This is a genomic window from Kribbella sp. NPDC056345, assembly GCF_042262745.1.
Taxonomy (GTDB): Bacteria; Actinomycetota; Actinomycetes; order Propionibacteriales; family Kribbellaceae; genus Kribbella.
Window position 1 is genome coordinate 664,248 of record NZ_JBHJQQ010000001.1, and the last position, 24,524, is coordinate 688,771.

Sequence of the window (24,524 nt, forward strand, 5' to 3'; positions counted from 1 at the left end):
CCGACAGGGCTGGCCGCGACCATCGAGGCATGAGAATCCGCCTCCTCGCGGCCGCCGTACTGATATTCGGAGCCACTCTGGTCGCTCCGGGTACGGCGCAGGCCCGCGATCTGCAGCTAGAGAGTGTCGCGAACGGCCCGATCTCGCGGCAGGAGATGCTGCTGCGGTCCGCGTCGTGGATCCGCGACAAGGTGCCGTACAGCCAGGACAACGGCAGCCCACATGTGAACGAGTTCGGCAGCTACCGCCGCGACTGCTCGGGGTTCCTGTCGATGGCCTGGCACCTGAGCAGCTCACTCAGTACGTCGACGCTGCCCTCGGTGATGCGGCAGATCACGTACGACGATCTGCAGCCGGGCGACGCGTTGTTGCGGCGATCGGGTGGGGTGAACCACGTCGGTCTGTTCGTCGGGTGGTACGACACGGCGCGGACCCGGCCGAAGGTGCGTGAGGAGTACGACTTCGGCCATATCGCCGAGGAACGGATCTGGACGAACAGCTACTTCAAGACGTTCACGCCGTACCGGTACAACAAGGTGGTCGGGGCGACCACGAGCCCGGGGTCGTCGATCGGTCAGGACGTGACCGGGCGGCTGATGCGGTTCGAGGCGACCACTGACGGCGCGGTCCAGTTGACCGAGCAGACCGGCCCCGCCACGACCACCTGGCAGACCGGCACGATCGACCCACCGGGTGGCGTCGTTCCCGGCGTACCGATTGCGACAGCGGCCGACTCGATCGGGCGGGCGTACTACTTCGCGCGGACGCCGGACAACAAGCTGCGCGCCGGTCGGGAGAGCACCCCGGGTGCAGGACCGTGGCTGTCGGCAACTATCGAGCCGACCACCGACCTGGACGGGGTCGAGACAGTACAGCCGGTCGGGCGGATCGCTGCGGCGATCGATGCCCGAGGCAAGTTGACGTACTTCGTCCGGACCAGCGACGGCCGGCTGCTGCACGGATGGCAGGACCAGCCGGGGAGCGCGGCCTGGCACGCGACGATCATTCGGGACAGTGCGGGCGTCGCCGTACAACTCGACGGCGACCCGGTGGTTTCGCAAGACGTGCACGGCCGCATCGCGTTCCTGGCTCGCACCTCCGACGGCAAACTGCGCTATGGGCGACAGGCCGCACCGGGTACCGGTCCGTGGGTGGTCAGCACGCTGGCGGCGACCGGCATCGTCGGCAACCCCTCGGTCGGTCTCGATGTTTCGGGCAAGCTCGTGTACTTCGCTCGCGGCACCGACGGCAAACTGCAGCACGGCTGGCAGTCGACTCCGGGTGCGGACACCTGGCAGTCGACCGTGGTCCCGCCGACCACCGATACGGACGGCATCGAGACCGTGCAGCTCGCCGGCGATCCGGTGATCAGCATGGACAACAGCGGCAAGCTGACGTACTTCGTCCGGACCACCGACAGCCGCATCCTGCACGGCTGGCAGGACATCCCCGGCTCGGACCCGTGGCACGCCACGATCATCCGCGATGCCGACACAAACCAGGCCGCCCCGGCCCCGGTCGACCCGGTTCTCTACACCGACTCCGCCGGCAAACTCGTCGTACTGATGCAGGGCACGTGGCTCTACCAGCACGCGCCGGGCACCGGCCCCTGGCACCTTCGGGCAGTCGCGGGGTAGCGCCGGAACTACCTCGATCAGGGTCCTTGGGCCACTGCAGGCGCCGGAGTCCAGCTCTAGCGTCTGCAGTGACTTCAAGGAGGGGACGATGAAACTACTGCTGGCGCTGGCGCTCCTGGCCGCATCGACCAGTACGACGGCTGTCGCGCAGGCGGCGCCTATTGAATGGCATCAGTGCGCGTTGAACGCGAACGATGCCGAAGGCAACGCCCTCGACGAGGCCGGGGCGCAGTGCGGTGAGCTCGAGGTCCCGCTGGACTACACCCGGCCGAGCGGACCGAAGATCACCTTGGCGATGTCGCGGATCAAGGCGACCGGTGATCGGATCGGCGCGCTCGTCATCAACAACGGCGGGCCTGGCGGTCCGAGCCTGAGCGCGGCGCTGGACCGGCCGGACGTGATGGCGACCGTTGGCAAGCGGTACGACCTGATCGGGCTGGATCCGCGGTCCGTCGGTCGGTCGACGCCGATCGACTGCAAGCTGCCGTTCGCCGGCTGGCCGTGGGCAGGCGGAAGCACGCGCGCGTCGTACGGGGAAAGTGTGGCGATCCAGGCGGACATCGCGAAGCGTTGCACGCAGAATGCCGGTTCGATGCTGCAGTACATCAACACGCGGAACACTGCACGCGACATGGATCAGGTCCGGGTCGCGCTCGGCGAGCAGAAGATCTCGTACCTGGGCTACTCCTACGGCAGCTATCTCGGGGCTGTCTATCTGCAGCTGTTCCCGGGGCGGACCGATCGGGTCGTCCTGGACGGGCCGGTGAACCCGCTGACGTTCGGACCGCGCCTCCTCCAGGGGAACGGCCCGGTGAACGAGGACAACCTGCGGGCCTGGGCGTCCTGGACAGCTGCCCGGAACTCGACGTACCAGTTGGGTGCGACCACCCGCGAGGTGCTGGCCTCGATCGACCGCGTCTACCGCCACGTGCGGACGACCGAGCTGGAGATCGGCGGGCACAAGATCGGCGAGGGGCTGCTGCCGATGCTGTTGTTCGTGTCGATCAACGACGACCGGGAGACTCCGCGCGCCGACGCTGCCGTCCTCGTCCAGACGTTGGTGAAGGCGATCGACGGGCCGGTGGAACCGCGCGCCGACCTGGGCGAGCTCCTCGATGCAATCCTCTCCCCCGCGATGTCGCAGACCATCAGCGCCCAGACTGCGATCGTCTGTGGCGACCGAGCGGCTCCGCGCGATCCGCAGGTCTACTGGCGCGACATCCAGGCGCACCGGGCCCGCGAACCGCACTACGCGCCGCTCACCCGGAGCATCTCGCCGTGCGCCTTCTGGCCGGTGCAGCCACAAGAGGCACCGACCAAGATCGCCAACTCCGAGCACGCGCTGATCGTCGCGGCCGAACACGACCCGCGGACCCTCTATGCGAACGCCGCGGCGCTACGGAAGAGCATCAGCAACTCTCGCGTGCTCACCGTGCAGAACGCACGGAAGCACGGAGTCTTCGGTGAGTACGGCAACGCGTGCGCCGACCAGAAGGTTGTGTCCTACCTGTTCAGCGGCAACCTGCCAGCGACCGACGAGAGCTGCTAGTAGCCCGGTCGTCTACCGGGCTTGTTGGTACGGCGAGGCGTCGTACGACGTGGGCGGGGTGTCAGGCGATCGGCGTGGCCCCCGCCCGCCGGGGCGGATGGAGTGACCGGGCGCGCCTCGTCCAGGTCGACCACCTTGGGTGGCGGCGGGACGAAGAGCGGCTTGGTCCTCTCCTCTACTACTGCCGGAGGCGTCGGCGCCCGCGGCGCTTCCGCTCGGGCGACCGACTCCTTGCTAGCGCGAGGCACGACCGCCACCGCGGCAGCCGCGACCGGGGGCCGGACCGCACGGCGCCGCAGCTTGGTGCGGAGCTCGATGCCGAGAGCGTCGATCAACCGGCTCCAGGCGACGATCATCACCGCGACCGCGAAGACCGTGCACCCGGCGAACAGGATCGACTGGAAACCGGCCGCCCAGTCCGATGGGCCGGTACGGGTCATCGCGGCGAGCATGGCCACCACCACCGCATTGGTGATGCCGACGGCAACGGCCACCCCGACCGTGCGGAGCAACACCCGCCGCTCGAGCCCGACATCGTCGGCCGCGGCCACCAAGCCGGCGATCAGCCCCGCCAGAACCGGCACTGTATAGACAAGCGCCAACGTCAGCCCCGGGCTGGCGACCAGATAGAAGACGTCGAAGACCAAGGCCGTGCCGGTCAGAGCTGCCGCAAAGCAGACCACCATCGGCGGATACGCCCGCACAATCGCAGCCGCGTCCGCCGGCACCGTCCTGATCATCCCGAACGCCAACCCACCGACCCTTCCACTCTTCCCCCATTGTGCCGCCCGCACCGCCCCCAGTAACCACCCCCTCCAAGGCGAGTCGCCCCACGCCGGTCCCATTTGCCTGCCTAGCCACCGAAATTGGGGGTTCAGCACCGTCATGTGGGTGCTGAACCCCTGATTTGAGTGCCTAGCCAGCGAAATGGGCCCGCGGGGGTGGTTGCTGGGGGCAAGGGGTGGGGGTTAGGCGGCGGTGGGGAGGGGGGTCAGTTTGGTGCGGAGGTCGTCGAGGGTTTTGCGGAGGACCCGGGAGACCTGCATCTGGCTGACGCCGATGTCCTTGCCGATCTCGGACTGGGTCCAGCCTTCGACGAAGCGCAGGTGCAGGATCCGGCGTTCGCGATCGTTGAGGTCGGACAGGATCGGCTGCAGCATCTCGACGGTTTCCAGCTGGTCGATGCTGCTGTCGTCGGAGTCCGCGACCACGTCGGCCAGGGTCAGGTCGGCGTCGGTCTCGGCCGGGCGGTCCAGGGACAGCACGTTGAAACAACCCTTCGCGGCCATCGCCTGCTCGACCTCGGTCACGTCGACGTCGAGGCACTCGGCCAGTTCGGCCGGGGTGGGTTCGCGGTTGAGCTCCTGCTCCAGCTCCGGCAGCTTGCCGGCGATCGTGCCCTGCATCTCCTGCAGCCGGCGCGGGATCCGGACGGTCCAGGCGCAGTCGCGGAAGTACCGCTTGACCTCACCGCGGATGGTCGGGATGGCGAACCCGATGAACGGCGTGTCGGCCTCGAGCCGGTAGTGGTGTGCGGCCTTCACGAGCCCGAGATAGGCGACCTGCTCCAGATCGTCGGCCTCGGCGCCCCGGCCGCGGAACCGGCGAGCGATACCGCGCGCCATCTCCAGGTTGAGTTCGACGACCTCTTCGAGCAGCTCCTGCCGCTCGGCCTCGTCGGTGCTGGCGGCCCGGCGTTCCATCAGATCCCGGGTGGCTGCTTCACGGGCGGCCCGATCGGCCGCTGTCGAACACTGCACGGTGGTGGTGATGCTCATCGGATGACCTCGCGACTGTTCTCGTCACGGCGTGGCTCTTAGCTGAACCACGGTCATGCCTGCCTGCTGCCCGTACCCACCTGGCGGGATCGCATGCACCCACTTCGCAGGGCCCGGTTTCGCTCACTGACCGCGACCGAACGGCGGGTCGAACGGTCGTTTGAGCGCGACACGGTGACAGCAAGTAAGGAAGCGGACACGAGACCCCTAAACGTGTACGATGCAAATGCAAGCCCAAATGCACGTGCATATGCCAAGGACGTACGGAAGGTGCAGCTGATGACTGCTATCTACAACGGCATGCCCGGCGACTCCATCGAGGACCTGACCTGGCGGAAGAGCCAGCGAAGCGGCCCTCAGGGCAACTGCGTTGAGGTGGCGAAGCTGCCGGGCGGCGGCGTGGCGATGCGGAACTCGCGTCACACCGACGGACCGGCGCTGGTATTCACCAAAGCGGAGATCGAGGCCTTCCTGGGCGGCGCCCAGGACGGGGAGTTCGATTACCTCGTCTGAACCTCTTAGCCCGGAAAAAGCCAGGGCCCCTTCGCCAGGCGAGTGACGAAGGGGCCCTTTTCCATGCCCTCATGCCGGTACGGCGCCGGCAACGTCGAAGGCCGGCCCTCGGAGGGAGGACCGGCCTTCGGTGTTACCGGGAATGCTTGCTGCTACTGCCTTTACTGCACGGTGAGCGGCCAGAGCTGTTCGCTGCTCGGGAGCTCGGACGCCTTGCCGGTGGCGGCGTTGTCCACGGTGATCCGCAGACCGGTGAACTTGGGCGTCATCACGCGCTGGTACCGGGAGGCACGGTCAGGCTCGGCCAGGTACTCAGCGATCAGATGATCTCCCAGCCAGATCCGTACCATCTTCCGACCTCCTCGGTCCGTGTTCATGGGGCCAGGCTCACGATGGGGTCACCGTCGAGCTGACGGACACCGCGCAACCAGCCTTCGAAGGCCCAGCGCTGCTGCTCGGGGCAGCGCGCCACCAGCTCCTGGATCTCCCGCTCAGTCAGCTCGTCGGGCGCGCGTCCGCCTGCATAGGCGGTGTGCTCGGCTACCTCACTGTCGTCGTCAATCATCGACTCGGGTTCCCCAACCAGTCATGCCGGTGCACTCGTCACCAGCGATCTGTAGGACCGGCCTGCCGGTTCTCGCGATGCCGGCCCGTATGCCGTCACCGTTTGCGAGATCCAGCTCACCTTCTGTGCATGATTCAATCATGGCGTCGGCACGCTGCGAATGCAAGCGCCCGATGCACGTGCATCCGCACGTTTTCCGTTTCGAGACCCAAATCGGCCCCTTCAGGCGTGATCCGGCGTCCCCGAGGTGCCGGCGAACACCGTTCGAAGGCTTGTCGGGCGGTAGATTTGTCTTGACAATTGGGAGACCGCAGCCGCGACCCGAATCACCCTGAGTCACGATCGATGGCGATTCGCGTGGCTTATGTAAGAACTTCGGCAGATTCAGGTCGGGGCATGCGATGATGTCTGCCTGCGGGACCGGTTCACCCCGGAATCGCGTTGGGGTAGCTGAGGACTGAGCCGCTGGGGGCCGGAGGTGAGTGTGAACGAGTCGGGCGCGCAAAGCGGACCGACGGCGCTCCGCATCATCCTCGGAGCGCACCTGCGCCGGATGCGGGAGGCCGCCGGGATCAGCCGGTCGGACGCCGGGTGGGAGATCCGCTCTTCGGAGTCGAAGGTCAGCCGGATGGAGCTGGGCCGCGTCGGCTTCAAGGAGCGCGACGTCCGCGACCTGCTCACCCTCTACGGCCTCGACGACAGTGACGAGCGCGAGCGCCTGCTTGCCCTGGCCCGGGAGGCCAACAACCCCGGCTGGTGGCACCGGTACGGCGATGTGCTGCCGAGCTGGTTCCACTCCTATCTGGGTCTCGAGTCGGCCGCTGCGCTGATCCGTTCTTACGAGCTCCAGTTCGTGCCCGGTCTGCTGCAGACCCAGGACTACGTCCGCGCGGTCGTTCAGCTGGGCCGCGGTCTGGTCACCGCCGAAGAGGTCGAGCGTCGCGTCACCCTGCGGACCAGCCGCCAGGACGTGCTCACCCGTCCGAGCCCGGTCCGGCTGTGGGCCGTCATCGACGAGGCAGTACTGCGCCGGCCGATCGGCGGCGTGAAGACGATGATGATGCAGCTCGACCACCTCATCGAGATGAGCCACCTGCCGAACATCACCCTCCAGGTGATGGGCTTCGGTGCCGGAGGCCACGCAGCCACCGGTGGCGCCTACAGCATTCTGCGCTTCCCCGAGCCCGACCTCGCCGACGTCGTCTACATCGAGCACCTCACCAGCGCCCTCTACCTGGACAAGCTGGAAGACCTCGACCAGTACACGGCAACGATGGAAGCCCTCTGCGTCGCAGCACCGCCGCCGAACAAGACCCGCGACATCCTCGCCGGCATCCGCCGCGACTTCGACGACGTCTGACGGATTCCCGTCGTACGCGTCAGAGTCCTTTGAGGAACTCGAGGAGGGCGGTGTTGACGAGGTGGGGTTGTTCTTGCTGGGTCCAGTGGCCGCAGTTCGGGATGTCGACTGCTCCGCGGAGGTTCGGGACGATGGCGCGGGCGGTGTCGTCCAGGGGGTACAGGAAGCGGACGCCGTCGTTCTCGCCGCTGATGTACAGCGAGGGCGGGGTGATCGGGGCGTCTTGCCAGGCTGCGGTTTGTTCCCAGTTGCGGTTGAGGTTGCGGTAGTAGTTGAGGCCGCCGGTGAAGCTGCTGGCGGTGAACTGATCGACGAAGACAGCGAGGTCTTCGGCGGGGAGCCAGGCAGGCAGCGTTGACGGGTTGAGGAAGCGGCCGGCGAAACCTGAGGTTGGTTCGGGAGCAGGTACGCCGGCGTAGATTCGGCGGAGTGCATCTGGAATGTCGTTGCCCAGCTCGGCATCTGCGATACCGGGCTCCTGGAAGTAGTTCTGGTAGAAGTCCGGGCCGAAGCGTTGTTCGGTGACGGTCAACGGCGGCAACGCACCCCGTGGGATCGGCGGCACACTGATACCGACAACACCTCGTACGACGCTCGGCCGCAGCAGCGCGGTGTTCCAGGCAACGATCGCACCCCAGTCGTGGCCGATGACAACGGCTTGCTCCTCCCCCAGTTCGTGGATGAGCGCGACGACATCGCCGACCAGGTGGAAGATCGAGTACTGGTCGATGGCGTCCGGGCGGTCGCTCGCGCCGTACCCGCGTTGGTCCGGGGCGACGGCGTGATAGCCGGCGTCGGCGAGTGCTTCGAGTTGGTGGCGCCATGAGTGTGATGTTTCGGGGAAGCCGTGCAGTAGGAGGACGAGGGGGCCTTCGCCCTGCTCAGCGAGGTGAATGTCGATACCGTTCAGCCGGACGATTCTGTTGCTGGGCAAGGTTTTTGGCTCCTCTGTTATTTGCCGATGGATTCCAGGAGTGCTTCGCGCCTGGTCGCGAGTTCGGCGAGGGCCGCGTCGGCCGTGGCGCGGACGTCGCCCGGGCCGGGCTCCTCCGGACCGAGTAGGGCAGTCACCGCGGCGGCGATGACTCGGGCCGGATCGTCCACGGAGATATGGGCCAGCACCTGCTGCTCGACGGAGATGGTCAGGAAGCCCCGGATCAGTGCCTGCAATGCATACGCCTGGTCGTCGAAACTCCAGTCGGTGCGCACGAGGTGGTGCTTGCGCCACACCGGCAGCGCGACGCGCATCAGCGCAGCGGGACCGAGATTCTCGAGCAGCGAGGCACTGCGCGGATGCTGGGTGAGCGCGCCGAGCAGGTCGTCGTCTTCGATCTGCAGCGCGCGAATGAACGGATGATCAACCGTGCTCCGGATCAGCATCGGCAGCAGCCGGCTGGGGCGAGCGACCTCCGGGTCAGCGGTGAGCTCGGCACCCAGGTGATCGAGAGAAGCAAGGAAGTCCCGGCCGAACAGACCGACCAGCAGATCCTCGCGGGTGCTCCAGTGCAGGTAAATGGTGCCCTTGGCAACATGTGCCCGCTCCGCGATCTCCGCGACCGTCAGTCCTTTGACGCCGCGTCTGAGCACCAGCTCCCGGGCGGCGCCGAGAATGCGCGCCGCGCTGCCGGAATCCTGCTCGGCCAGTACAGCCATGATGGTCCTTCCGTTCACACCCGGGCGATATCGAGATCCTTCATGCGACCGGACTTGTTGTGCGTCCGCACGAAGCGCAGCACCTGCGAGGCTACCGGCATCGTCATCCCCCGCATCATCAGCCGCCGCACGGTGATCTGCTTGCGGTTGGGTGTGAAGACCGCGGTCTGCTGGAAGCCCAGCTGCTGGTAGTAGCCCATGTGCGGACGCAGTTGGCTCTCCCATTCGGACAGCGCGCGCCCGATGTCGTCGTACCGGCCGAGCATGGTCCCCAGCAGATCCGCTCCGGCCAATCCTGCAGAGACACCCATGCCGGCGTACAGCGTCACGCACCAGGCCGAGTCACCGACCAGTACGACGCGCCCCTGGTGCCAGTGGTCCATGTGCACCTGCTCAACCGAGTCGAACAGCAACTCGTCAGTGGCCTCCAGTGCTTCCAGCGCAGCGCCGAGTACGTCGCCCGTCGGCTCTGGCCCAAATGCCTTGCGCACCCGCGCCGCCGGAGGCTCGCTGAACTCGGCATCCACGTCGTCGGTCTGATAGCCGATGAGCACGGTCGGCGCGTGGTCGGCGAACGGGAACACCCACAGCGAACGGTCAGGCTCCAGCAGAGTAAGACCGTCGTGCAGCGCGAGTTTGCCGAGCCCACCAGGCAGCTGGAACGCAGCGATCATGTAGTTGAGCCGATGCAGGTAACGCTCATCCGGCCCGAAAGCCAGCCTGCGAACCGTCGACCGCAGACCATCAGCGCCGACGACCAGATCGAACCGCTCAGTGACGCTACTGCCATCAGCGGCGTTCGTCAGCGTGACGTCGACACCGTCGGCGTCCTGCTCAATCTTGGTCGGCACCGTCGAGTAGCGGACCTCAACCCCGGCGGGCAGCGCCTCGAACGCGGCCTGCTCGACATCCCCGCGCACCATCAGCCACGGGTCACCCGGGATGTCCCGGAAACCGAACCCGGCTCGCCACTCACCGAACCGATCGACGTCGTAGTTCCGCCCGTCGAACGCCGTCCGGTCGTGCAACGAATCCAGGATGCCGAGCCGCTCGGCCGCGGTCTTGCCCGCGCCGAACAGTCCGACGAAGTACCCGCCGGAGCGCCGCTGCGGCGCCTTCTCGATCAGAACCGGCGTCCAGCCGGCCCGGAGGAGCGCGAGTGCTGTCGAAGTGCCGCTGATGCCGAGCCCAACAACCAGTGCCCGGCGCTGCCGTTCCGTTGTGGTCATGTCTTCAGAATAGACACACTGACCAAATTCGTCATTTGGTTCAGTCAGTGAGGCGCGTCACTCCCCGCGACCGGGTCGGCACAGGTCTAGGTGTTGTCGATCAGCCAGGTCAGAAGAGGCTGAGTGGCCTTCCAGTCAGCGCGGACGGCGTCGGCCAACTCCGGCGTGTGGATGACGGGCTCGAAACCGTAGGACTTGGTGACCGTCAGGGACTTGTGCCGCAGGAGCTCGATCCGCGGGTGCTCGGCGTCATAACCACGAGGGCTGGTCTTGAGCCGATCGCCACCGACCGTCCACCCGTCTGCGGTGAGATCGGCCAGCAGTCCCTCGAGCTGCTTGCCACGACGGTCGTCGTCGATGGCAGTCCGAACCCGCGCCAGCCGCTCGGAGTTCGCCTCGTAGAACCCCGCAGCGACCCGAACCCCGGGAGCCGACACCTCGACGTACCAGCCAGTGGCCGGCGCCAGGTCGATGAACGCACCCTGGTGTGTCTTGTACGGCGTCTTGTCCTTGGCGAACCGGACATCGCGGTACGGCCGGAAGAGTTTCGCCTTACCGAACTCGGCTTCCAGCTCGGCCAGCAAAGCCGCCATCGGTGCCCGGACCGACTCCTCGTAGACGTGCTTGTTCGCCGTCCAGTAGGTCTTGCTGTTGTCCATCTCGAGGTCGTCGTAAAAGTCCAGCGCTGCCGCCGGGAAACCGGTGAAACCCATGTCCGCAACCCTAGTCCGTCAGATCCAGCCCGCCCGCTCGGCCTTGCGAATCGCCTCGATCCGCGTCCGCGCCTGGGTCTTCGTGAGGATCCGGGACAGATAGTTGCGCACAGTCCCCGAGCTCAGACACAGCTTCCGCGCAACCTCCTGAGCAGTCGCGCCGGTGGTCACCAGCCGCAGCACCTCACACTCACGATCGGTCAGCGGATTGTCCTTGACTCGGATCGCGGCCAGCATCAGCTCCGGATCCAGCACCGCCTCGCCGCGCGCGATCTGCCGGATCGCGCCGACCAGCTCACCAGGTGATGCATCGGTCGCGACCAACCCCACCCGCGGTGCCTGCCGGACGAGCTGCAGACTCGCGGCGGCCGACAGATCCCCGTCGGACAGCACCAGCACTCCGCCGGCCGGCGAACGCCGCACCAGCAGATCGATGCCGACGGCACCTGGCAGGTGTGCGTCGAGCACCATCACGTCGGGCTGTCCCCGCACGGACGCCGGCAGCACGTCGTCCGCGTGGTCGATGACCGCCACGACTTCCAGATCGTCTTGAGTTTCGAACACCGTGGTCAATGCTCCACGCAGCAATGCGCCCCGGTGTCCGAGCAGTACTCGGATCACGGCCCCCGCCCCCCATGGCGATCTGATTCCGGCACTCGTCAGTCACGAAAAATGCCGGTAATCCCTTATCAGCAACGCCAGTTTGATGGCCCCCCAGCCGATTGTCACTACCTACTGTAGGAAAGGTTCGTGAAGAACGCACGTACGTCCCCGACGAAAACGGCCGCTTGTTCGATGGCCGCAAAATGTCCGCCGTGCGGGTGACTCGTCCAGCGGACGAGGTTGTCGGTCCGCGCGACCTTGTGCCGCAACGGGATGAAGTTCTCGTGCGCGAGGTCGAGCAGCGCGGTCGGGGTGGCCGACGTCAGCTCCCCGTACGACGTGTGCGCGCGCTCGTAGTAGATCCGGCCCGCCGACCCCGCTGTCCGGGTCAGCCAGTAGAGCATCACGTTCGTGAGCAGGTGATCACGGTCGATCTCGCTCGCCGGATCGCTCCACGCCACGAACTTCTCCGCGATCCACGCCAGCTGCCCGACCGGCGAATCCGTCAACGCGTAGGCCAGTGTCTGCGGTCGGGTCGACTGCAGATCGGCGTACCCCTGCTCCTCCTTCGACCACGCCTGGAACCGTCGCCACGACGCCCAGGTCCGGTCCCGCTCAGCCTGATCCAGCGGCTCCAACTCGGCAACCGTCGGCTCCGAGGTCGCCCCGGCGCCGGGGATCAGATTGAGATGTACGCCGATCACCCGCTCGGGGTGGATCCGACCGAGTTCGCGCGAGATCGCGGCACCCCAGTCGCCGCCCTGAACGCCGTACCGGTCGTAGCCGAGCTCGCTCATCAGCACCGCCCAGGCACGCGCGATCCGCTGGTACTCCCAGCCACGGTCGCGGGTCGGACCGGACAGCCCGAAACCGGGGATGCTCGGGATGACCAGGTGGAACGACTCCAGCAACGGTCCGGCGACCTCGGTGAACTCGACGATCGACCCGGGCCACCCGTGCGTGAGGATCAGCGGGATCGCATCCGGTGCGTCCGAGCGGAGATGGGCGAAATGCACCCGGGCGCCATCGATCGTGGTGGTGAACTGCGGCCACTCGTTCAGCCGCGCCTCAGCCGCTCGCCAGTCGTAGGTGTCCCGCCAGTAGGCGACCAGCTCCTGCAGATACGCCAGCGGTACGCCGTACTCCCAGCCGGCGTCGGGGATTTCGTCGGGCCAGCGGACCAGGTCGAGGCGGGTCCGCAGGTCAGCCAGTTCGCTGTCGGGCACGGCAAGCCGGAAGGGTTCGATAGTCATCCCCGCCATCTTCCCAAGTCAGGGCACACCCGAATTCAGCCGCCGACGCGGGCCGAGATCTTCTTCACGGCGAGTGCGCCCACCAGGAGCGCCACCCCGGCAGCGATCACCACGGTGACCAGCGTGCCCGCGTTGCTCAGCGCACTGTCGCAGGTCATCGGCGTGATCCCGGCCGCGGTCCGGAAGGCCGAGCCGCAGTTGGTCCCACTCGACGACACCGAGCGGAAGCCGAGCGCGATCCCAGCCAGCAGGACGGCCACCCCGGCGACACCGAGCACCCTGTTCAGCGCCGTCACGATGTCAGCTCCGGCGCGTGAGGGCATGCCGACGGCACACCACGCGAGCCCCGTTGCACGTTCCTTCACCCCAAACCTCGACGGACCACCCGCATCCGAACTTACGGTCCGGACCGGATGAACCACAGCCGAGGAGGCCGTCAGCAGCGATTCTTCACAGAGTCCTTACTCAGAACATGACAGATTGTGACCGCCGCCACGAGATCCTGGCCGGTTCAGAGCCGTTCCGTGAGGTGGACAGTGATCTCATCACCAGGGTTTTTCGCCAGTACGGCGCGCAGATCCGCCTTCACCGGCAGCTTGTGGGTGCCGTCACCCAGAGCCATGAACGAACTCTCGAACGGGTGCCCGTCCATCGTCCCGCGCACCTTCACCAGCCCGCGCGTCCCGAAGTACTCCGCCGATCCCGGCAGCTGCACGTAGGTCCAGCCACCCTTGGCCGGGCTCTTCTGCAGCGGTGCGGTGAAGGTCTTGTCCAGCTTCTGTGCGCTCACTTTGAGCTCCTCTCTACACCACTAGGTAGAGACTGCCAGACGGCTTTCGACATCTATCCTGAAAATTGTGCAGATCACGATGCGGCCCGGCCGCGGCGACGACGTACCGGCGGTGCTCGCGCTGCTCGACGGAGCGACCGAGTGGCTGGTCGCGCAGGGGCGGACCGACCAGTGGGGCACACAGCCGCACTCGACCAGCCCGTGGCGGATCGAGCAGATCACCGGGTTCGCGACCGATGGCGCACTCTGGATCGCCGAGTACGACGGTCGCCCGGTCGGCGCACTCGCGATCGGGACCGCCAAACCACCGGTCCCGGCGGCCGACGTACCGGAGATCTTCGTCCGGCTCCTCGTCACCGATCGGAAGTTGACCGGCCACGGCATCGGCGGCGTACTGCTCGATCACGCCCGCAAGCTCGCCCGTGACGCCGGGATCACCCAGATCCGGCTCGACTGTTTCGCGGGGAACGACGGCGCCCTGATCCGGTACTACGAAGCGCAGGGCTTCACCCGGGACGGGACCTTCAGCGTTGAACGGGTCAATGCCCCGGACTGGCCAGGTCAGGTCCTCGTCCAGCGGTTGTGATCGAGCGGTGCACGGTGCCGTGCGCGTCCGAACAGTGCGCGTCGATCTCGTCGCCACTCGCATGGTCGACCTGCAGGGTGGAGTGCGTCAGCCCGTGCCGCTCGGCCAGCAGCGCCTCGATCCCAACCCGGATCTGGTGACAATCCAGCCCCTCGGCAACCAGGATGTGCGCTGAGGCGGCCGGCTCACCCGAGGTGATCTCCCAGACGTGCAGGTCGTGCACCTCGACCACGCCCTCGATCGCGCACAACTCGACGCCGAGCGCCTGCGGGTCGATCGCCGCCGGAGCGGCCTCGAGGAAGATCCGGCCCGAGTCGCGCACCAACGCGACACCTGCCTTCAGCATCAGCGCGGCGACCACCAGCGCGGCGATGGCGTCCGCCCGGGCGAAGCCGGTCAAGAGGACCACCAGACCGGCGATCGCAGTCGCGATGAACGCGAACAGGTCGTTCAGGATGTGCTGGAAGGCGCCTTCGACATTCAGGCTCGAGCGGTTCGCCTTGCTGATCAGCCAGGTCGCGAACAGGTTCACCACGATGCCGACCACACCGGTGATCAGGACCAGCGCACCCTTCACCTCGGGCGGGTGGATCATCCGGGCGACGGCCTCGTAGACGAAGTACACCGCAAGTAGCAGCAGGGTGATCCCGTTCGCCTGGGCGGACAGGATCTCGACCCGCTTGAACCCGTACGTGAAGCCGCCGCGCGGCGGTTTCGCGGACAACCGGATCGCGACCAGTGCGAGCACGATCGCGATCGCGTCGGTCAGCATGTGCGCGGCGTCGGTGATCAACGCCAGCGAACCAGCCGCGAACCCGACGATCACCTCGGCCACCATGAAGCCGACGATCAGCGCCAGCGCACCACTCAGCAGCTTCCGGTCCGCGTTCCCCGTCACCGCATGGCCGTGGCCATGCCCGTGTCCAGCGTCAGCCATCTCAGCGCTCCGGGTGAATCGCGTCGGTGTGCTCGGTATGCGCGACCGCGAGGTCGACCAGCATCCGCACATGGGCGTCGTCCAGCCGGTAGAACGCGTTCCGCCCATCCCGCCGTACGGCGACCACCCGGTGCGCGCGCAGCAGCCGCAAGGCATGCGAAGTCGCCGACTCACTGAGCCCGGTCACGGCGGCCAGGTCGCAGACGCACAGCTCACCATCGAGCAGCGCAACCAGCAGCTTCAGTCGGCGCGGATCTCCGAGCAGACTGAAGACGTCGGCAGTGTCGACGATGTCGTCCTCGGCCGGCATCCGAGCGTTGACGCTCGTCACCCGCTCCGGATCAACCAGCCGGACCGCGCACTCGTCCAGACCCTGCACATCTGCAGAACTGTTCATATGTCCACGCTAACCCATCGCATCCAGCTGCGCCAGTTGCGTGACCGGCGCCTCATTGGAGCCCGAAGAACAGGACGTATACGCCCGTCGGGTCGTCTGGGCTGCCGTCGGTGAGCGTGGCGGCGGCATCTACTAGACCTATACGTCCTGTCGTTCGGAGGATGCCGGGTCTGGGAGCGGTCCCAGAGGGCGGGCATCGGGCGGTGCGAGGGGCCGGGGAACTGTTACCGTCCGCGCATGCCGCCTCCCCCGTCCAGGATCCGGTTGCTCGGCCCGATCATGATCGACACGACCCACCTCGGCGCACCCAAACTCGCGTGCGTGCTCGCAGCGCTTGCTGTGCGACCCGGTACGCCGGTCGCCCAGTCCGAGCTGATCGACCGGGTCTGGGACGGCGACCCGCCTGACGCCGTCCTGAACGTTCTCTACTCGTACGTCGCGCGCCTGCGAACCGCGCTCAAACCGATCCCCGGCGCGGCGATCCGGCGCGCGGGATCGCACGGCTACGTCCTCGACATCGAACCGCGCGACGTCGACCTGCACGCGGTTCGGGCGCTTCGTGATGAGGCCCAGTTGCTGGGTTCTGCCGAAGCCCTGGAGATCTGGCGCCGAGCCAGTGAGCTGGTCGGGACTGAGGCTCTGGCCGGGCTCAGCGGGCGGTGGGCCGACGAGACCCGCGCGGCACTTGCGGCCGAACGGCTCGAGCTGCTGACCGAGCGGTACACCGCCGAACTCGACGCCGGCCACCACACCGCCGTACTGGGTGAACTGGCTGCACTTAGCGACGCTGAGCCATCGGCCGAATCGGTCGCTGAGCTGCTGATGCTGGCCTACTACCGCAGTGGCCGACCGGCCGACGCGCTGGCCCGCTTCGAGGCCATTCGGGTCCGGCTGCGCGACGAGCTGGGCGCCAATCCGTCGCCGCAGATGCGCGACCTTCATCTGCAGATCCTGAACCACGATCCAGCGCTCGATCTGTCGACTGCGCCGATCCAGCTGCCCTCGGACATCAGCGGCTTCACCGGCCGCGCCGCCGAACTCAAAGCGCTGGACCAGCTCGCGGAAGCTGCGTCACTCGCCGCGGTGGTCGGTCCGGGTGGCGCGGGGAAGACCGCGCTGGCCGTCCACTGGGGCCATTCGATGGTCGACCGGTTCCCGGGCGGGCTGCTCTACGTCAATCTCCGCGGCTTCGACGAAGGCGAACTGGTGCAACCGCGGGACGCGATCGGACGGTTGCTGGGGGCAATGAATCTGCCGGGCGAGGCAGTCCCCGACGACGTCGATGCGGCCGCCGAGCTGTTCCGGACGACCACGGCCGATCGCGGCGTACTGGTGATTCTGGACAACGCGCGCGACGCCGAACAGGTACGGCCGCTTCTTCCTGGCAAAGGCTGCTTCACCATCGTGACCAGCCGCGACCGCCTCACCGGACTGATCGCACTGAACGACGCCCGCCCCGTCCCCGTCGGCACGCTCGGCCGGCCCGAAGCCATGGAACTGCTCACCCGCATCCTCGGCGCGGACCGAGTCCATGCAGAGCAGGACGCGGCCGAGCGGCTGGCAGAGCTCTGCGGGCACCTCGCCTTGGCGTTGCGCATCGCCGCGGCCCATCTGGCCGGCGAACCGACCACCCGGATCGCCGACTACGTGGACGAGCTGGAACGGCGCGACCGCCTCGACGTACTGGCCGTCGACGGCGACCCCTCCGCAACGGTCACCACGAACCTCGAACTGTCCTACCGCGTCCTCGGCAAAGACGCCCGCGACCTGTTCGCCCGGCTCGGAATGCTGCCCGGCGAGGACTTCTCCGAAGAGCTGATCACGTCGGTGTCCGGCGCCTCCGAGACCGACACTTTGCGAGCGCTGCGGCGACTCGTCACCGCACATCTGGTGGAGCAACATCGGCCGCGCCGTTACCGGATGCACGACCTGGTGCGCCTGTACGCCGCGCGCACAGGTCAACGCGACCTGAGCGAACACGACCGATCGACACTCATCGACAACTTCCTCGACTGGCACCACGACCGCGCTTACCAGCCGATCGCCGACGAGGAAACCAACGTCTTCCTCGCCTGCGAAGCCTTGCAGGACCACCCGAGACTGTGGCGAGTCGTTCTCCCGCTACGCAACACCATCAACGAATGGCGTTCCATCAACCGCGTCCACCGGTTCATCGAGGCCGCCGCCCGCCGAGCGAAGGCGGCCGCGGACGAGGTCGGGTTGTTCCGGATGACGAGCATGGAGGCCACCGTGCTCCGTGCGAACGGCGACAGCGATGCCGCGGTCGAGCTCGGCACCCGTGCGCTCGCCCTCGCCGAAACGCTCAGCGATGTGGAGCGAACCGTGGCGAGCGGGAACCTCGGTATCTACCTGTTCGACCACGGTGACCTGGCTGGCTCGGCCGCGGCGTTCCTCCGCGGTGTCGACCTCGCCATCGCGTCGGGCAACTCCCGGTCTCAGCTCATCTTCACCAGCAGCATGGTCCAGGTGCTGGTCAGGCTCGGCCGGTTCGATCAGGCCGAGGCCTACGTCCGGAGCGCCGAAGCACTCGGCGAGAACGCTCTCGCCTCCCAGGACCGCCTCAGGCTCGAGCTGTCCACCGCGGAGATCCATTTCAACCGCGGCACCTTCGAGCGGGCGATGGCAGCCGCCGACGCGGCCGCCGCCATCGCCCGCGGAAGCTCGTACGGCCATCTCGACCTGTGGTGCATGCAGGTACAGGCCCAGATCCTCCTGCACAGCGGCCGCGCGGAGGAGGCACGCGCCGTGTACGAGGAGGAGGTCAGACAGGCGCGCAGCCGCAAGATGGTCTCCTACGAACCGGAGGTCCTGTCCTACCTCGCCGGCGTGCTGGTCGAGCTCGGCGAATACTCCGGGGCCGGCGAGCTCATCGCCGAGGCCCGCAGGAAACAGCCGAACGTCGCCCGCGGTTTCCAGGCCTTCGTGAACCTCGTACTCGCCGGTGTCCACAACGGACTGGGCGAATTCGGCACCGCGCTCCGCCACGCGACGGAGGCGGTCACCGGCTACGCCGCCATGCCGTGGCCGGCGCGGCACGAGCTGGCGTTGATCGCACTGGCCGATGCCCACGCGGGCCTCGGAGAAACCGAGAGCGCACGTGAGCACCGAGCCTTGGCCGACCGGATCGCCGCTCCGGTCAACCGCGTACGAAGAGGGCGGGGCTGACCCCGCCCCCTCAGATCAACAACTCGACAGCCCTATCCGGCACTCGACCCCGGCTTTCTGACCGTCACCGTGGATGCTGTTGCCCTCGAGGTCGTGGAAATCATCGAGGTTGTCCTCGATGTACCCCCTCAGGTCGTCCTCGGTCATATCCTCGCCGTACTCGTTCCACAGGTCGATCCCCATCTGCACGGCAAAGTCGTCGGCAGCATCGGTTCTCCCCGCAACGGACGCGTGCGAACCGGCGATGAGGGTGTCGCCTCCGATGCCTGCGGCGGAGCCGACATAGCCGTAGTGGATGTTCGACCACACGTCGTATCGCATCCGGTAGTTGGTGCCCGGGACGTTCACGTACCGCGTGTCGTCGTTGTCGGGGTCCAAGTTGATGTACTCGGCGATCATCGGCTTGTGGTCCCAGGCATGGTTCTTCCACACCATCCCTGCCCACCACGCCAACGTCCCGGCGTCACAGGCGGTGCGGGAGAAGTAGTTGCCGCTGCAACCCTCGTCCACCGACATCGCGGTGTCGGCGTTGGCGTCCATCTCGCCGAACATGTAGGCGAGGATCGTGTCGAACTCCTTGTCGACAGGCATACCGTGTCCACCCGGCCTCGGCCCCATCGGCGGGCCCATCCGCGGGCCTGGCTTCGGCCGCCGCTGGTCGCCCGGCAGCCCATGTGGAAGCGGCTTTGGGCCGCCGCGGCCGGCTGCCGCCGGGTCGTTGAAGCGTTTGGGCTTCTTCTGATGGCCGCTGCTCTGCGGCTTCTTCGTCTTCTTCTTGTGGGGTGTCGCTCCTCGATTGACCTTCTTGAGGCTCTTCAGCCCGCTGGGGTCCGACCTCGTGATCGGAGAGTTGTTGGCGTAGGCGTAGCCGTTGATCTGTTGTGGGTCCTTCAGGTCCATGATCGGGTCGGCGGACAAGAACCGGCCGGTGGTCGAGTCGTATTCGCGGGCTCCGACTGTGGTGAGCTCTACGTCGTCGTTCTCGATGCCGCCGACGAAGCCTCGCTGGTCGGGCCAGCTCGGCGGAGCTTCGCCTCGGACGTTGCCGAACGGGTCTCGTCTGCGGACGGTTGCCGTCAGCGTGTCGCCGTTGACGATCCATTGGTTGGTGCCGTGGTGGTCACCGGCGAGCCACTGGATGTCTCCGAGGCCCTTGCGGACGCCGACGACGGATTCGCCGTGCTTGTAGTAGCGGGTGGCTTCGACCTTGTTCGTCGCCTTCGTGTAGGTCAGTTCGTAGCCCGCGACCCATGCGGTCAGATCGCCGTTGGCGTCCGCGCGCAGGATCCGCTGGCCCTCGGCGTTGTCGAAGAACTTCGCCGTACCCTCGTCCGACTTGATCGTGTCCAGCCGTCCGGTGGGGGTCCAGTTCAGGACATCCACTTTGCCGCCGCGATCGATGCCGGTGGTGAAGCCGGCCTTGTTGTAGGTGAATGCGGTCGCCGCGCCACCGGTCGAGCTGACATCGGTCAGCTCGTGCGGTCCCGCCTCGCCGGCGCCGGTGTACGAGTACTTCTTCTGCACCGGACCTGTGGGGGTCCACTGCGTCTCGCTCTTCCGGTTGCCCACGACGTCGTACTCGTACGACGAGTGGTACGCGCCCGGTCCACCGACAGCCGTCGGCTCGGTGCCACAGGCGGCCGCGGCACCCGCCTGCGCCCACGCATCCGTGAGCCGCTGCAGGTAGTCGTACTGGAAGCACTGCGTCTCCGGGTCCAGCTTGTCCGAGGTGTGTACCGGATCGTCCTTGATGGACAGCACGTTCCCCGAGTTGTCGTACTGGTACGACAACGCTGCGATCCCGTAGTTGGACCCGTCGAACTCACCCGCGGTGTCCTTGTCGAAGTAGAACTGCGAGAGCCGGCGGGTGCCTTCCTCGTAGATCCACGTCTGCCAGGTCTGCCCCGAGGTCCCGCTGACATCAGCGGGGTCACCGAGCCTGCGCTGCAGCAGATCGCCGTACGGCGAGTAGACCGCCTGGTCCACGTAGACCTGCCCGAACCCGAAGTCGTCGCCCCATGAGGTGACCCGTCCGGGCCGGCCCATCGAGTCGTACGACTGCGTCATGACCTCCTCGTCCAAGCTGCCCGCGGCCTTCGCGCCGTACGTGTGCAGCGAACCGTCCTCGTTGTAGGTGAATGCCTGCCAGTACGAGCCGGCCAACGCTCCCGCAGCCGCGGGAAGGTGCGAGTAGACCTGCTTGGCCTGGCCTTCGGGGGTGTACTTGGCGGTCTCGGTCGTCCATGCCTGTCCGCCGACCCACTTGGTCGACTTGTGCGGCATCCCGATCCCGTATTCGGCCGCGTCGTAGCTGCGCTCGGTGAGCAGCGTGGATCCGGACAGCACCTGCGTCGGCCGGCCCAGCGCGTCGTACTTGTACGTCAGGGTCTCGTTGTTCGCGTTGGTCGTCGTGGTGGTTTGGCCAGCCGAGTTGTACGTCGTCCGCGAGGTCCCGGTGTCCGGGTCGTGCAACGCGGTACGGCGCCCGCGCAGGTCGTACTCGTAGGTCCACTTGTTGGCCGCCGGGTCGGTGACCTGGCGGAGCTGGCCGTTGCCGGCGTACGAGTACTTCGTTGCGTCGAACGCGCCGGCCGCACCACGGTCGTGGAACTGCCGAAGCTCGACGGTGCGACCGAGCGCGTCGTCCAGCGTCGCGGTGGCCGTGCTGCCCTCCGGCGGAACGACCGTGGTCTTCCAGTTCGCCGGGTCGCCGCCGAACCGGTACGACGTCCGCCACTTCTCCCGGTCCTTGACCACGAACACCTCGTCGGTGACCCGGCCGGCGCCGTCATACACGAGCTCGGTGCGGGACAGGTCGTTCGACCGGCTGATCCGGACGAGCTGCCCGGTCGGGCCGGAGCCGTTGTTGTACACCGGTCCCGAGCTGTACCGCTGCCGCCCGTACGAGTCGTACACGGTCTGCGTGATGAGCCGGCCGCCGTCGGTCTGCGCCTGGACCTGGCGCTCGCGGAGCAGCCCGTCGTACAGCGCGATGCTGGTCAGGTACGAGCCGTCGTGGATCATCCGCTCGGTCTTGATCGTGGCCGGAGCGGTCTGCGAGAGGTTGTAGGTGAACTTCTGGCTGGCGCCCTCCGTCGCCGGGTCCCGTCCGGGCAGCCAGACCGCGGTCCGTCGGCCGAGCGGGTCATAGGAAGCGACCGTACGCCGGGAGTTCGGGTCCACCGTTTCGGTGGCGGTCCCCCGGAGCGAGAGCTTCGTGGTGGTGGTGTGTCCCAGCGCGTTCTTGGTGACCGTCGACGTGAGCGGTCCGCCCGCGCTCGGCGTCAGAGTGGTGGTGGTCTTGTTGCCGAGGGCATCGGTCGCGGTCAGCTGACGGCCGAGGGCGTCGAAGGTCGAGGTGCCGACCGTCTTGTACTCCGCCGCGTCACCCCAGCTTTCCAGCGCGTCGGCCCGGGTCATCAGTCCCTTGGTCGGCGCGGCGGTCAGCGAGGTGCTGCCGTCGTAGTACGCCCGCACGGAGCCGACCACGTCAGCCGGCCGGTTCGCCGCGACCATGCAGCCGACCGACACCGATTCCGTCGTTGACACTGGTTCCAGCAGCCAGGCGGCGGTGTTGTCGACGTACGTCGTTCGCACGCAGCGCTCGTCGCCGGTCTTGCTGACGTCGCCGTGCTGCGCGACCTGCACCTCGCGACCGTGGTCGTCGTAGACGGTTTCGGTGCGGGTGGTTCGCCAAGCTGAGGCAGCCAGCAGTGTGCGGCTGTCGGTACGGCGCTCGCCGGTCAGCCACGCCTCGATCGAGCCGCCGTCGTAGGTGCGCTTGGCAGTACGGGATGTCCAGTACCAGCTGGTCTCCGTTCCGATCAGGGTGGTGTCGTCGAAGGACGCCGACTCCCATTCGGCGCCCGCGAGGGCACGGTGGTCGGGAGCGGTGTTGCCGGCAGCGTCGGTCACCGTGACCGCGCGCTTCTCGCCGTTGGGCAGCCGGTCGCCGTCCAGTCCCCGGTAGTAGCGGGACCGCGATCGCAGCTGCGGTCCCGGGTCCGCAGGGTCGCCGGTCAGGGTGACGACCTGGGCGTAGCCTCGCCACTGGTTCCAGTCGCGGTCCTTCTTCTGGACGAACTCGGCGTCGTTCCAGGCCCACAGTGCGTTCGTGCCACCGCCGTCAGTGGAGTACTCGTAGAACTTCCAGACCGTGTCACCACCGCCGGTCGCGTCGGACTCGGCCACCGAACGGACGACGTACTTGTGGAAGTACACGTCGACCGGCTCGGTCAGGCCCTCGGGGGTGTAGCGGGCGGGGTAGCAGCGCCGGTTGTTCTGGTGTGCGCTGGCCGGCATGCTGCCGGGGCGGCAGTCCGGTTCGGTGTAGTTGATCGTCGTGACGCCGCCGGTCTCGTTCTTGATCGAGGTCAGCCGCGGCCGCCAGATCCCCGGGAACGACTCCCCGGTGTCGACGCGGTTCGGCAGGAAGGTGCCGCCGAACTCCATCGGCGGGGTCGACGCCGTACCGCCGACGTGGCCGGTGTGCTTGACCGCCGCCAGCCACAGGACGACCTGCTCCTTGTCCCCGTAGTCCTTGAACTCGTGGGTCAGGGTCCAGGAGTCGACCGCGGAGTATCCGGTGCCGGAGGCAACATACGTGGTGACCGCCGCCAGGCGCTTGCCGGAGAAGAACGCGGGCGAGTACTCCTCGCACTTGACGCCCGACTTGCAGGTCAGGTCCCACGGGGTGTCCGGCCACTTGGACTTCTTCGGATCGCCGTTCGTCTCGCGGCAGTCCGCCAGACAGCGGTCCGCCGTGGTGAATTCGACCTTGGCTGTCTTCACAGAGGTGCGCAGGCCGTACTCGACGGTCTTCAGCCAGCCCTCACGGATGTACGTCGCCTGCGTGTCCGAGTCGACCGCCGGTGCGTACCGGCCGGTCGCCGTCTCGTAGGTGTACTGCGAGAAGGTCCCATGCACGTCGACCGACTTGTCGAGCATCCAGCGGTATGCCTGGTTGCACCGCGAGCCCTTGAAATCGCCTGCCTTGTAACAGGTTTCGCCGGAGTGGTTGCCGAACACCGGCACCGTCCAGCGGGACGAGGCGACGGAGCCGAAGTGGTGCTTGGTTCCGTCGGTGGTCGTGATCGTCCACTGCTCGGTGGTCGCGCCGCTCGCGGTGGCCCGCGATCCGGAGTGCTCGATGCGCCAGTTGACGTCGTCCGCGGCCTTCCACTTCTTGGTGGTGTCGTCGAGGACGAGCGACGTGCTCACCCCGTCGAGGTTGACCGTGATCGAGGGCGAGTCGTCTTCCCAGCACAGGTCACCGGTCGGGTCGTCGCCCTGGTTGCCGCCCTTGTCGTCGGCGCAGTTGGTGTAGGTGCGCTCGATGAAACTCGGCGACGCGGACCAGCCGTCACCGACCATCGAGGCCTGGTTGTTGGTCCCGGATGTGCGCCCGTCGTGCTCGGCGGACGAGTAGGACAGCCCGAGCGACGGAGTCGGCCCCGCCGCGGGTGGCACCCGCATGTCGTAGCTGTAGCTGAATCCGCCGGACGAGCCGCCCTGCGACCAGGCCCCGGACGCGGTCAGGTCGGTGGCCGACCAGTTGCCGTCGTCGGCGTCACCGGCCGCGTCGCCGGACTCGCCGGACCAGTCCCTGGCCGCGTCCTCGAAGGCGGAGCCGGCACCGGAGACGGTTTCGACGGGTGTCGAGGAGAACGTCTGCGGGCTGCGCTCGAGGTTGGCGAACGCCGACGACGAGAGCACCAGCAGGGACAGGACCATCGAGGTCGCGACAGCGCCGGCTTTGACCTTGAGATTGCGCAT

The 24,524-nt window shown here is 67.3% G+C and carries 21 protein-coding genes; 6 read left to right on the forward strand and 15 right to left on the reverse strand.

Translation table 11 applies throughout. From position 1 onward, the window contains the following. The first annotated feature begins 29 nt into the window (after positions 1–29). Together ACFCV3_RS03040 and ACFCV3_RS03045 are read left to right on the forward strand one after the other, a co-directional pair. Positions 30–1,637, forward strand: a complete 1,608-nt coding sequence (locus tag ACFCV3_RS03040; RefSeq protein WP_376025582.1) for a hypothetical protein — start codon at positions 30–32, stop codon at positions 1,635–1,637. Positions 1,638–1,725: 88 nt separating this feature from the next. After that, positions 1,726–3,186 carry an alpha/beta hydrolase gene (locus tag ACFCV3_RS03045; RefSeq protein ID WP_376025583.1) on the forward strand — a complete coding sequence of 487 codons (1,461 nt, stop codon included), beginning with the start codon at positions 1,726–1,728 and terminating at the stop codon, positions 3,184–3,186. Here ACFCV3_RS03045 and ACFCV3_RS03050 read toward each other — a convergent pair. Together ACFCV3_RS03050 and ACFCV3_RS03055 are read right to left on the reverse strand one after the other, a co-directional pair. Beyond that, positions 3,183–3,926, reverse strand: coding sequence for a hypothetical protein (locus tag ACFCV3_RS03050; RefSeq protein ID WP_376025584.1), 744 nt, complete (start codon positions 3,924–3,926; stop codon positions 3,183–3,185). The two genes, ACFCV3_RS03045 and ACFCV3_RS03050, sit on opposite strands and share 4 nt — an antisense overlap. 228 nt (positions 3,927–4,154) lie before the next feature. Beyond that, a complete protein-coding gene (locus ACFCV3_RS03055) occupies positions 4,155–4,964 on the reverse strand; it encodes a SigB/SigF/SigG family RNA polymerase sigma factor (protein ID WP_376025586.1) in 810 nt (269 codons plus the stop codon). A gap of 279 nt (positions 4,965–5,243) precedes the next feature. On the opposite strand from ACFCV3_RS03055, the gene ACFCV3_RS03060 reads away from it, so the two are divergent. Then, entirely contained in the window at positions 5,244–5,477 is a 234-nt protein-coding gene (locus ACFCV3_RS03060) for a DUF397 domain-containing protein (RefSeq protein ID WP_376025588.1), read from the forward strand. Between the two features lie 161 nt (positions 5,478–5,638). On the opposite strand, the gene ACFCV3_RS03065 is transcribed toward ACFCV3_RS03060, so the two are convergent. Together ACFCV3_RS03065 and ACFCV3_RS03070 are read right to left on the reverse strand one after the other, a co-directional pair. Next, a complete protein-coding gene (locus tag ACFCV3_RS03065) occupies positions 5,639–5,827 on the reverse strand; it encodes a hypothetical protein (RefSeq protein ID WP_132176115.1) in 189 nt (62 codons plus the stop codon). A 23-nt stretch (positions 5,828–5,850) separates the two neighbouring features. Further along, positions 5,851–6,042 carry a hypothetical protein gene (locus tag ACFCV3_RS03070; protein WP_132403887.1) on the reverse strand — a complete coding sequence of 64 codons (192 nt, stop codon included), beginning with the start codon at positions 6,040–6,042 and terminating at the stop codon, positions 5,851–5,853. 484 nt (positions 6,043–6,526) lie between these two features. On the opposite strand from ACFCV3_RS03070, the gene ACFCV3_RS03075 reads away from it, so the two are divergent. Beyond that, entirely contained in the window at positions 6,527–7,402 is an 876-nt protein-coding gene (locus tag ACFCV3_RS03075) for a helix-turn-helix domain-containing protein (protein WP_376026437.1), read from the forward strand. A gap of 19 nt (positions 7,403–7,421) precedes the next feature. Here ACFCV3_RS03075 and ACFCV3_RS03080 read toward each other — a convergent pair whose 3' ends face one another. From ACFCV3_RS03080 to ACFCV3_RS03115, 8 genes are all read right to left on the reverse strand, one after another. Further along, on the reverse strand, positions 7,422–8,336 hold the full coding sequence (locus ACFCV3_RS03080) for an alpha/beta fold hydrolase (RefSeq protein ID WP_376025590.1): 915 nt from the start codon (positions 8,334–8,336) through the stop codon (positions 7,422–7,424). Between the two features lie 17 nt (positions 8,337–8,353). Next, positions 8,354–9,055 carry a TetR/AcrR family transcriptional regulator gene (locus ACFCV3_RS03085; protein ID WP_376025592.1) on the reverse strand — a complete coding sequence of 234 codons (702 nt, stop codon included), beginning with the start codon at positions 9,053–9,055 and terminating at the stop codon, positions 8,354–8,356. 14 nt (positions 9,056–9,069) lie between these two features. Next, positions 9,070–10,284: an FAD-dependent monooxygenase gene (locus tag ACFCV3_RS03090; RefSeq protein WP_376025593.1), complete on the reverse strand. Its 1,215-nt coding sequence runs from the start codon at positions 10,282–10,284 to the stop codon at positions 9,070–9,072. A gap of 86 nt (positions 10,285–10,370) precedes the next feature. After that, positions 10,371–10,997: a DUF2461 domain-containing protein gene (locus ACFCV3_RS03095; protein WP_376025595.1), complete on the reverse strand. Its 627-nt coding sequence runs from the start codon at positions 10,995–10,997 to the stop codon at positions 10,371–10,373. Between the two features lie 18 nt (positions 10,998–11,015). Beyond that, positions 11,016–11,561: a DNA-binding response regulator gene (locus tag ACFCV3_RS03100; RefSeq protein WP_376025597.1), complete on the reverse strand. Its 546-nt coding sequence runs from the start codon at positions 11,559–11,561 to the stop codon at positions 11,016–11,018. A 164-nt stretch (positions 11,562–11,725) separates the two neighbouring features. Next, positions 11,726–12,853 carry an epoxide hydrolase family protein gene (locus ACFCV3_RS03105; protein ID WP_376025598.1) on the reverse strand — a complete coding sequence of 376 codons (1,128 nt, stop codon included), beginning with the start codon at positions 12,851–12,853 and terminating at the stop codon, positions 11,726–11,728. Positions 12,854–12,888: 35 nt separating this feature from the next. Then, positions 12,889–13,218: a hypothetical protein gene (locus ACFCV3_RS03110; RefSeq protein ID WP_376025600.1), complete on the reverse strand. Its 330-nt coding sequence runs from the start codon at positions 13,216–13,218 to the stop codon at positions 12,889–12,891. 146 nt (positions 13,219–13,364) lie between these two features. After that, on the reverse strand, positions 13,365–13,643 hold the full coding sequence (locus ACFCV3_RS03115; RefSeq protein WP_376025602.1) for a DUF1905 domain-containing protein: 279 nt from the start codon (positions 13,641–13,643) through the stop codon (positions 13,365–13,367). A gap of 67 nt (positions 13,644–13,710) precedes the next feature. On the opposite strand from ACFCV3_RS03115, the gene ACFCV3_RS03120 reads away from it, so the two are divergent. Further along, the gene (locus tag ACFCV3_RS03120) at positions 13,711–14,229 is read left to right on the forward strand and encodes a GNAT family N-acetyltransferase (RefSeq protein ID WP_376025603.1); all 519 of its coding nucleotides are present in this window, start codon (positions 13,711–13,713) and stop codon (positions 14,227–14,229) included. Here ACFCV3_RS03120 and ACFCV3_RS03125 read toward each other — a convergent pair. Both ACFCV3_RS03125 and ACFCV3_RS03130 read right to left on the reverse strand, forming a co-directional pair. Next, complete coding sequence (locus tag ACFCV3_RS03125; RefSeq protein ID WP_376025605.1) at positions 14,183–15,166, reverse strand: cation diffusion facilitator family transporter; 984 nt, start codon at positions 15,164–15,166, stop codon at positions 14,183–14,185. The two genes, ACFCV3_RS03120 and ACFCV3_RS03125, sit on opposite strands and share 47 nt — an antisense overlap. A gap of 1 nt (position 15,167) precedes the next feature. After that, positions 15,168–15,563: a helix-turn-helix transcriptional regulator gene (locus tag ACFCV3_RS03130; RefSeq protein ID WP_132403857.1), complete on the reverse strand. Its 396-nt coding sequence runs from the start codon at positions 15,561–15,563 to the stop codon at positions 15,168–15,170. A 237-nt stretch (positions 15,564–15,800) separates the two neighbouring features. Between ACFCV3_RS03130 and ACFCV3_RS03135 the strand changes: the two genes are divergently transcribed. Beyond that, on the forward strand, positions 15,801–18,749 hold the full coding sequence (locus ACFCV3_RS03135) for a BTAD domain-containing putative transcriptional regulator (RefSeq protein WP_376025607.1): 2,949 nt from the start codon (positions 15,801–15,803) through the stop codon (positions 18,747–18,749). A 15-nt stretch (positions 18,750–18,764) separates the two neighbouring features. Here ACFCV3_RS03135 and ACFCV3_RS03140 read toward each other — a convergent pair whose 3' ends face one another. After that, the gene (locus tag ACFCV3_RS03140) at positions 18,765–24,524 is read right to left on the reverse strand and encodes an RHS repeat-associated core domain-containing protein (protein ID WP_376025609.1); all 5,760 of its coding nucleotides are present in this window, start codon (positions 24,522–24,524) and stop codon (positions 18,765–18,767) included.

Coding starts and splice junctions, on each gene's coding strand:
- ACFCV3_RS03040 (WP_376025582.1), top strand. CDS start 30: ATGAGAATCCGCCTCCTCGCGGCCGCCGTACTGATATTCGGAGCCACT.
- ACFCV3_RS03045 (WP_376025583.1), top strand. CDS start 1,726: ATGAAACTACTGCTGGCGCTGGCGCTCCTGGCCGCATCGACCAGTACG.
- ACFCV3_RS03050 (WP_376025584.1), bottom strand. CDS start 3,926: ATGATCAGGACGGTGCCGGCGGACGCGGCTGCGATTGTGCGGGCGTAT.
- ACFCV3_RS03055 (WP_376025586.1), bottom strand. CDS start 4,964: ATGAGCATCACCACCACCGTGCAGTGTTCGACAGCGGCCGATCGGGCC.
- ACFCV3_RS03060 (WP_376025588.1), top strand. CDS start 5,244: ATGACTGCTATCTACAACGGCATGCCCGGCGACTCCATCGAGGACCTG.
- ACFCV3_RS03065 (WP_132176115.1), bottom strand. CDS start 5,827: ATGGTACGGATCTGGCTGGGAGATCATCTGATCGCTGAGTACCTGGCC.
- ACFCV3_RS03070 (WP_132403887.1), bottom strand. CDS start 6,042: ATGATTGACGACGACAGTGAGGTAGCCGAGCACACCGCCTATGCAGGC.
- ACFCV3_RS03085 (WP_376025592.1), bottom strand. CDS start 9,055: ATGGCTGTACTGGCCGAGCAGGATTCCGGCAGCGCGGCGCGCATTCTC.
- ACFCV3_RS03090 (WP_376025593.1), bottom strand. CDS start 10,284: ATGACCACAACGGAACGGCAGCGCCGGGCACTGGTTGTTGGGCTCGGC.
- ACFCV3_RS03095 (WP_376025595.1), bottom strand. CDS start 10,997: ATGGGTTTCACCGGTTTCCCGGCGGCAGCGCTGGACTTTTACGACGAC.
- ACFCV3_RS03105 (WP_376025598.1), bottom strand. CDS start 12,853: ATGACTATCGAACCCTTCCGGCTTGCCGTGCCCGACAGCGAACTGGCT.
- ACFCV3_RS03125 (WP_376025605.1), bottom strand. CDS start 15,166: ATGGCTGACGCTGGACACGGGCATGGCCACGGCCATGCGGTGACGGGG.
- ACFCV3_RS03130 (WP_132403857.1), bottom strand. CDS start 15,563: ATGAACAGTTCTGCAGATGTGCAGGGTCTGGACGAGTGCGCGGTCCGG.
- ACFCV3_RS03135 (WP_376025607.1), top strand. CDS start 15,801: ATGCCGCCTCCCCCGTCCAGGATCCGGTTGCTCGGCCCGATCATGATC.
- ACFCV3_RS03140 (WP_376025609.1), bottom strand. CDS start 24,524: ATGCGCAATCTCAAGGTCAAAGCCGGCGCTGTCGCGACCTCGATGGTC.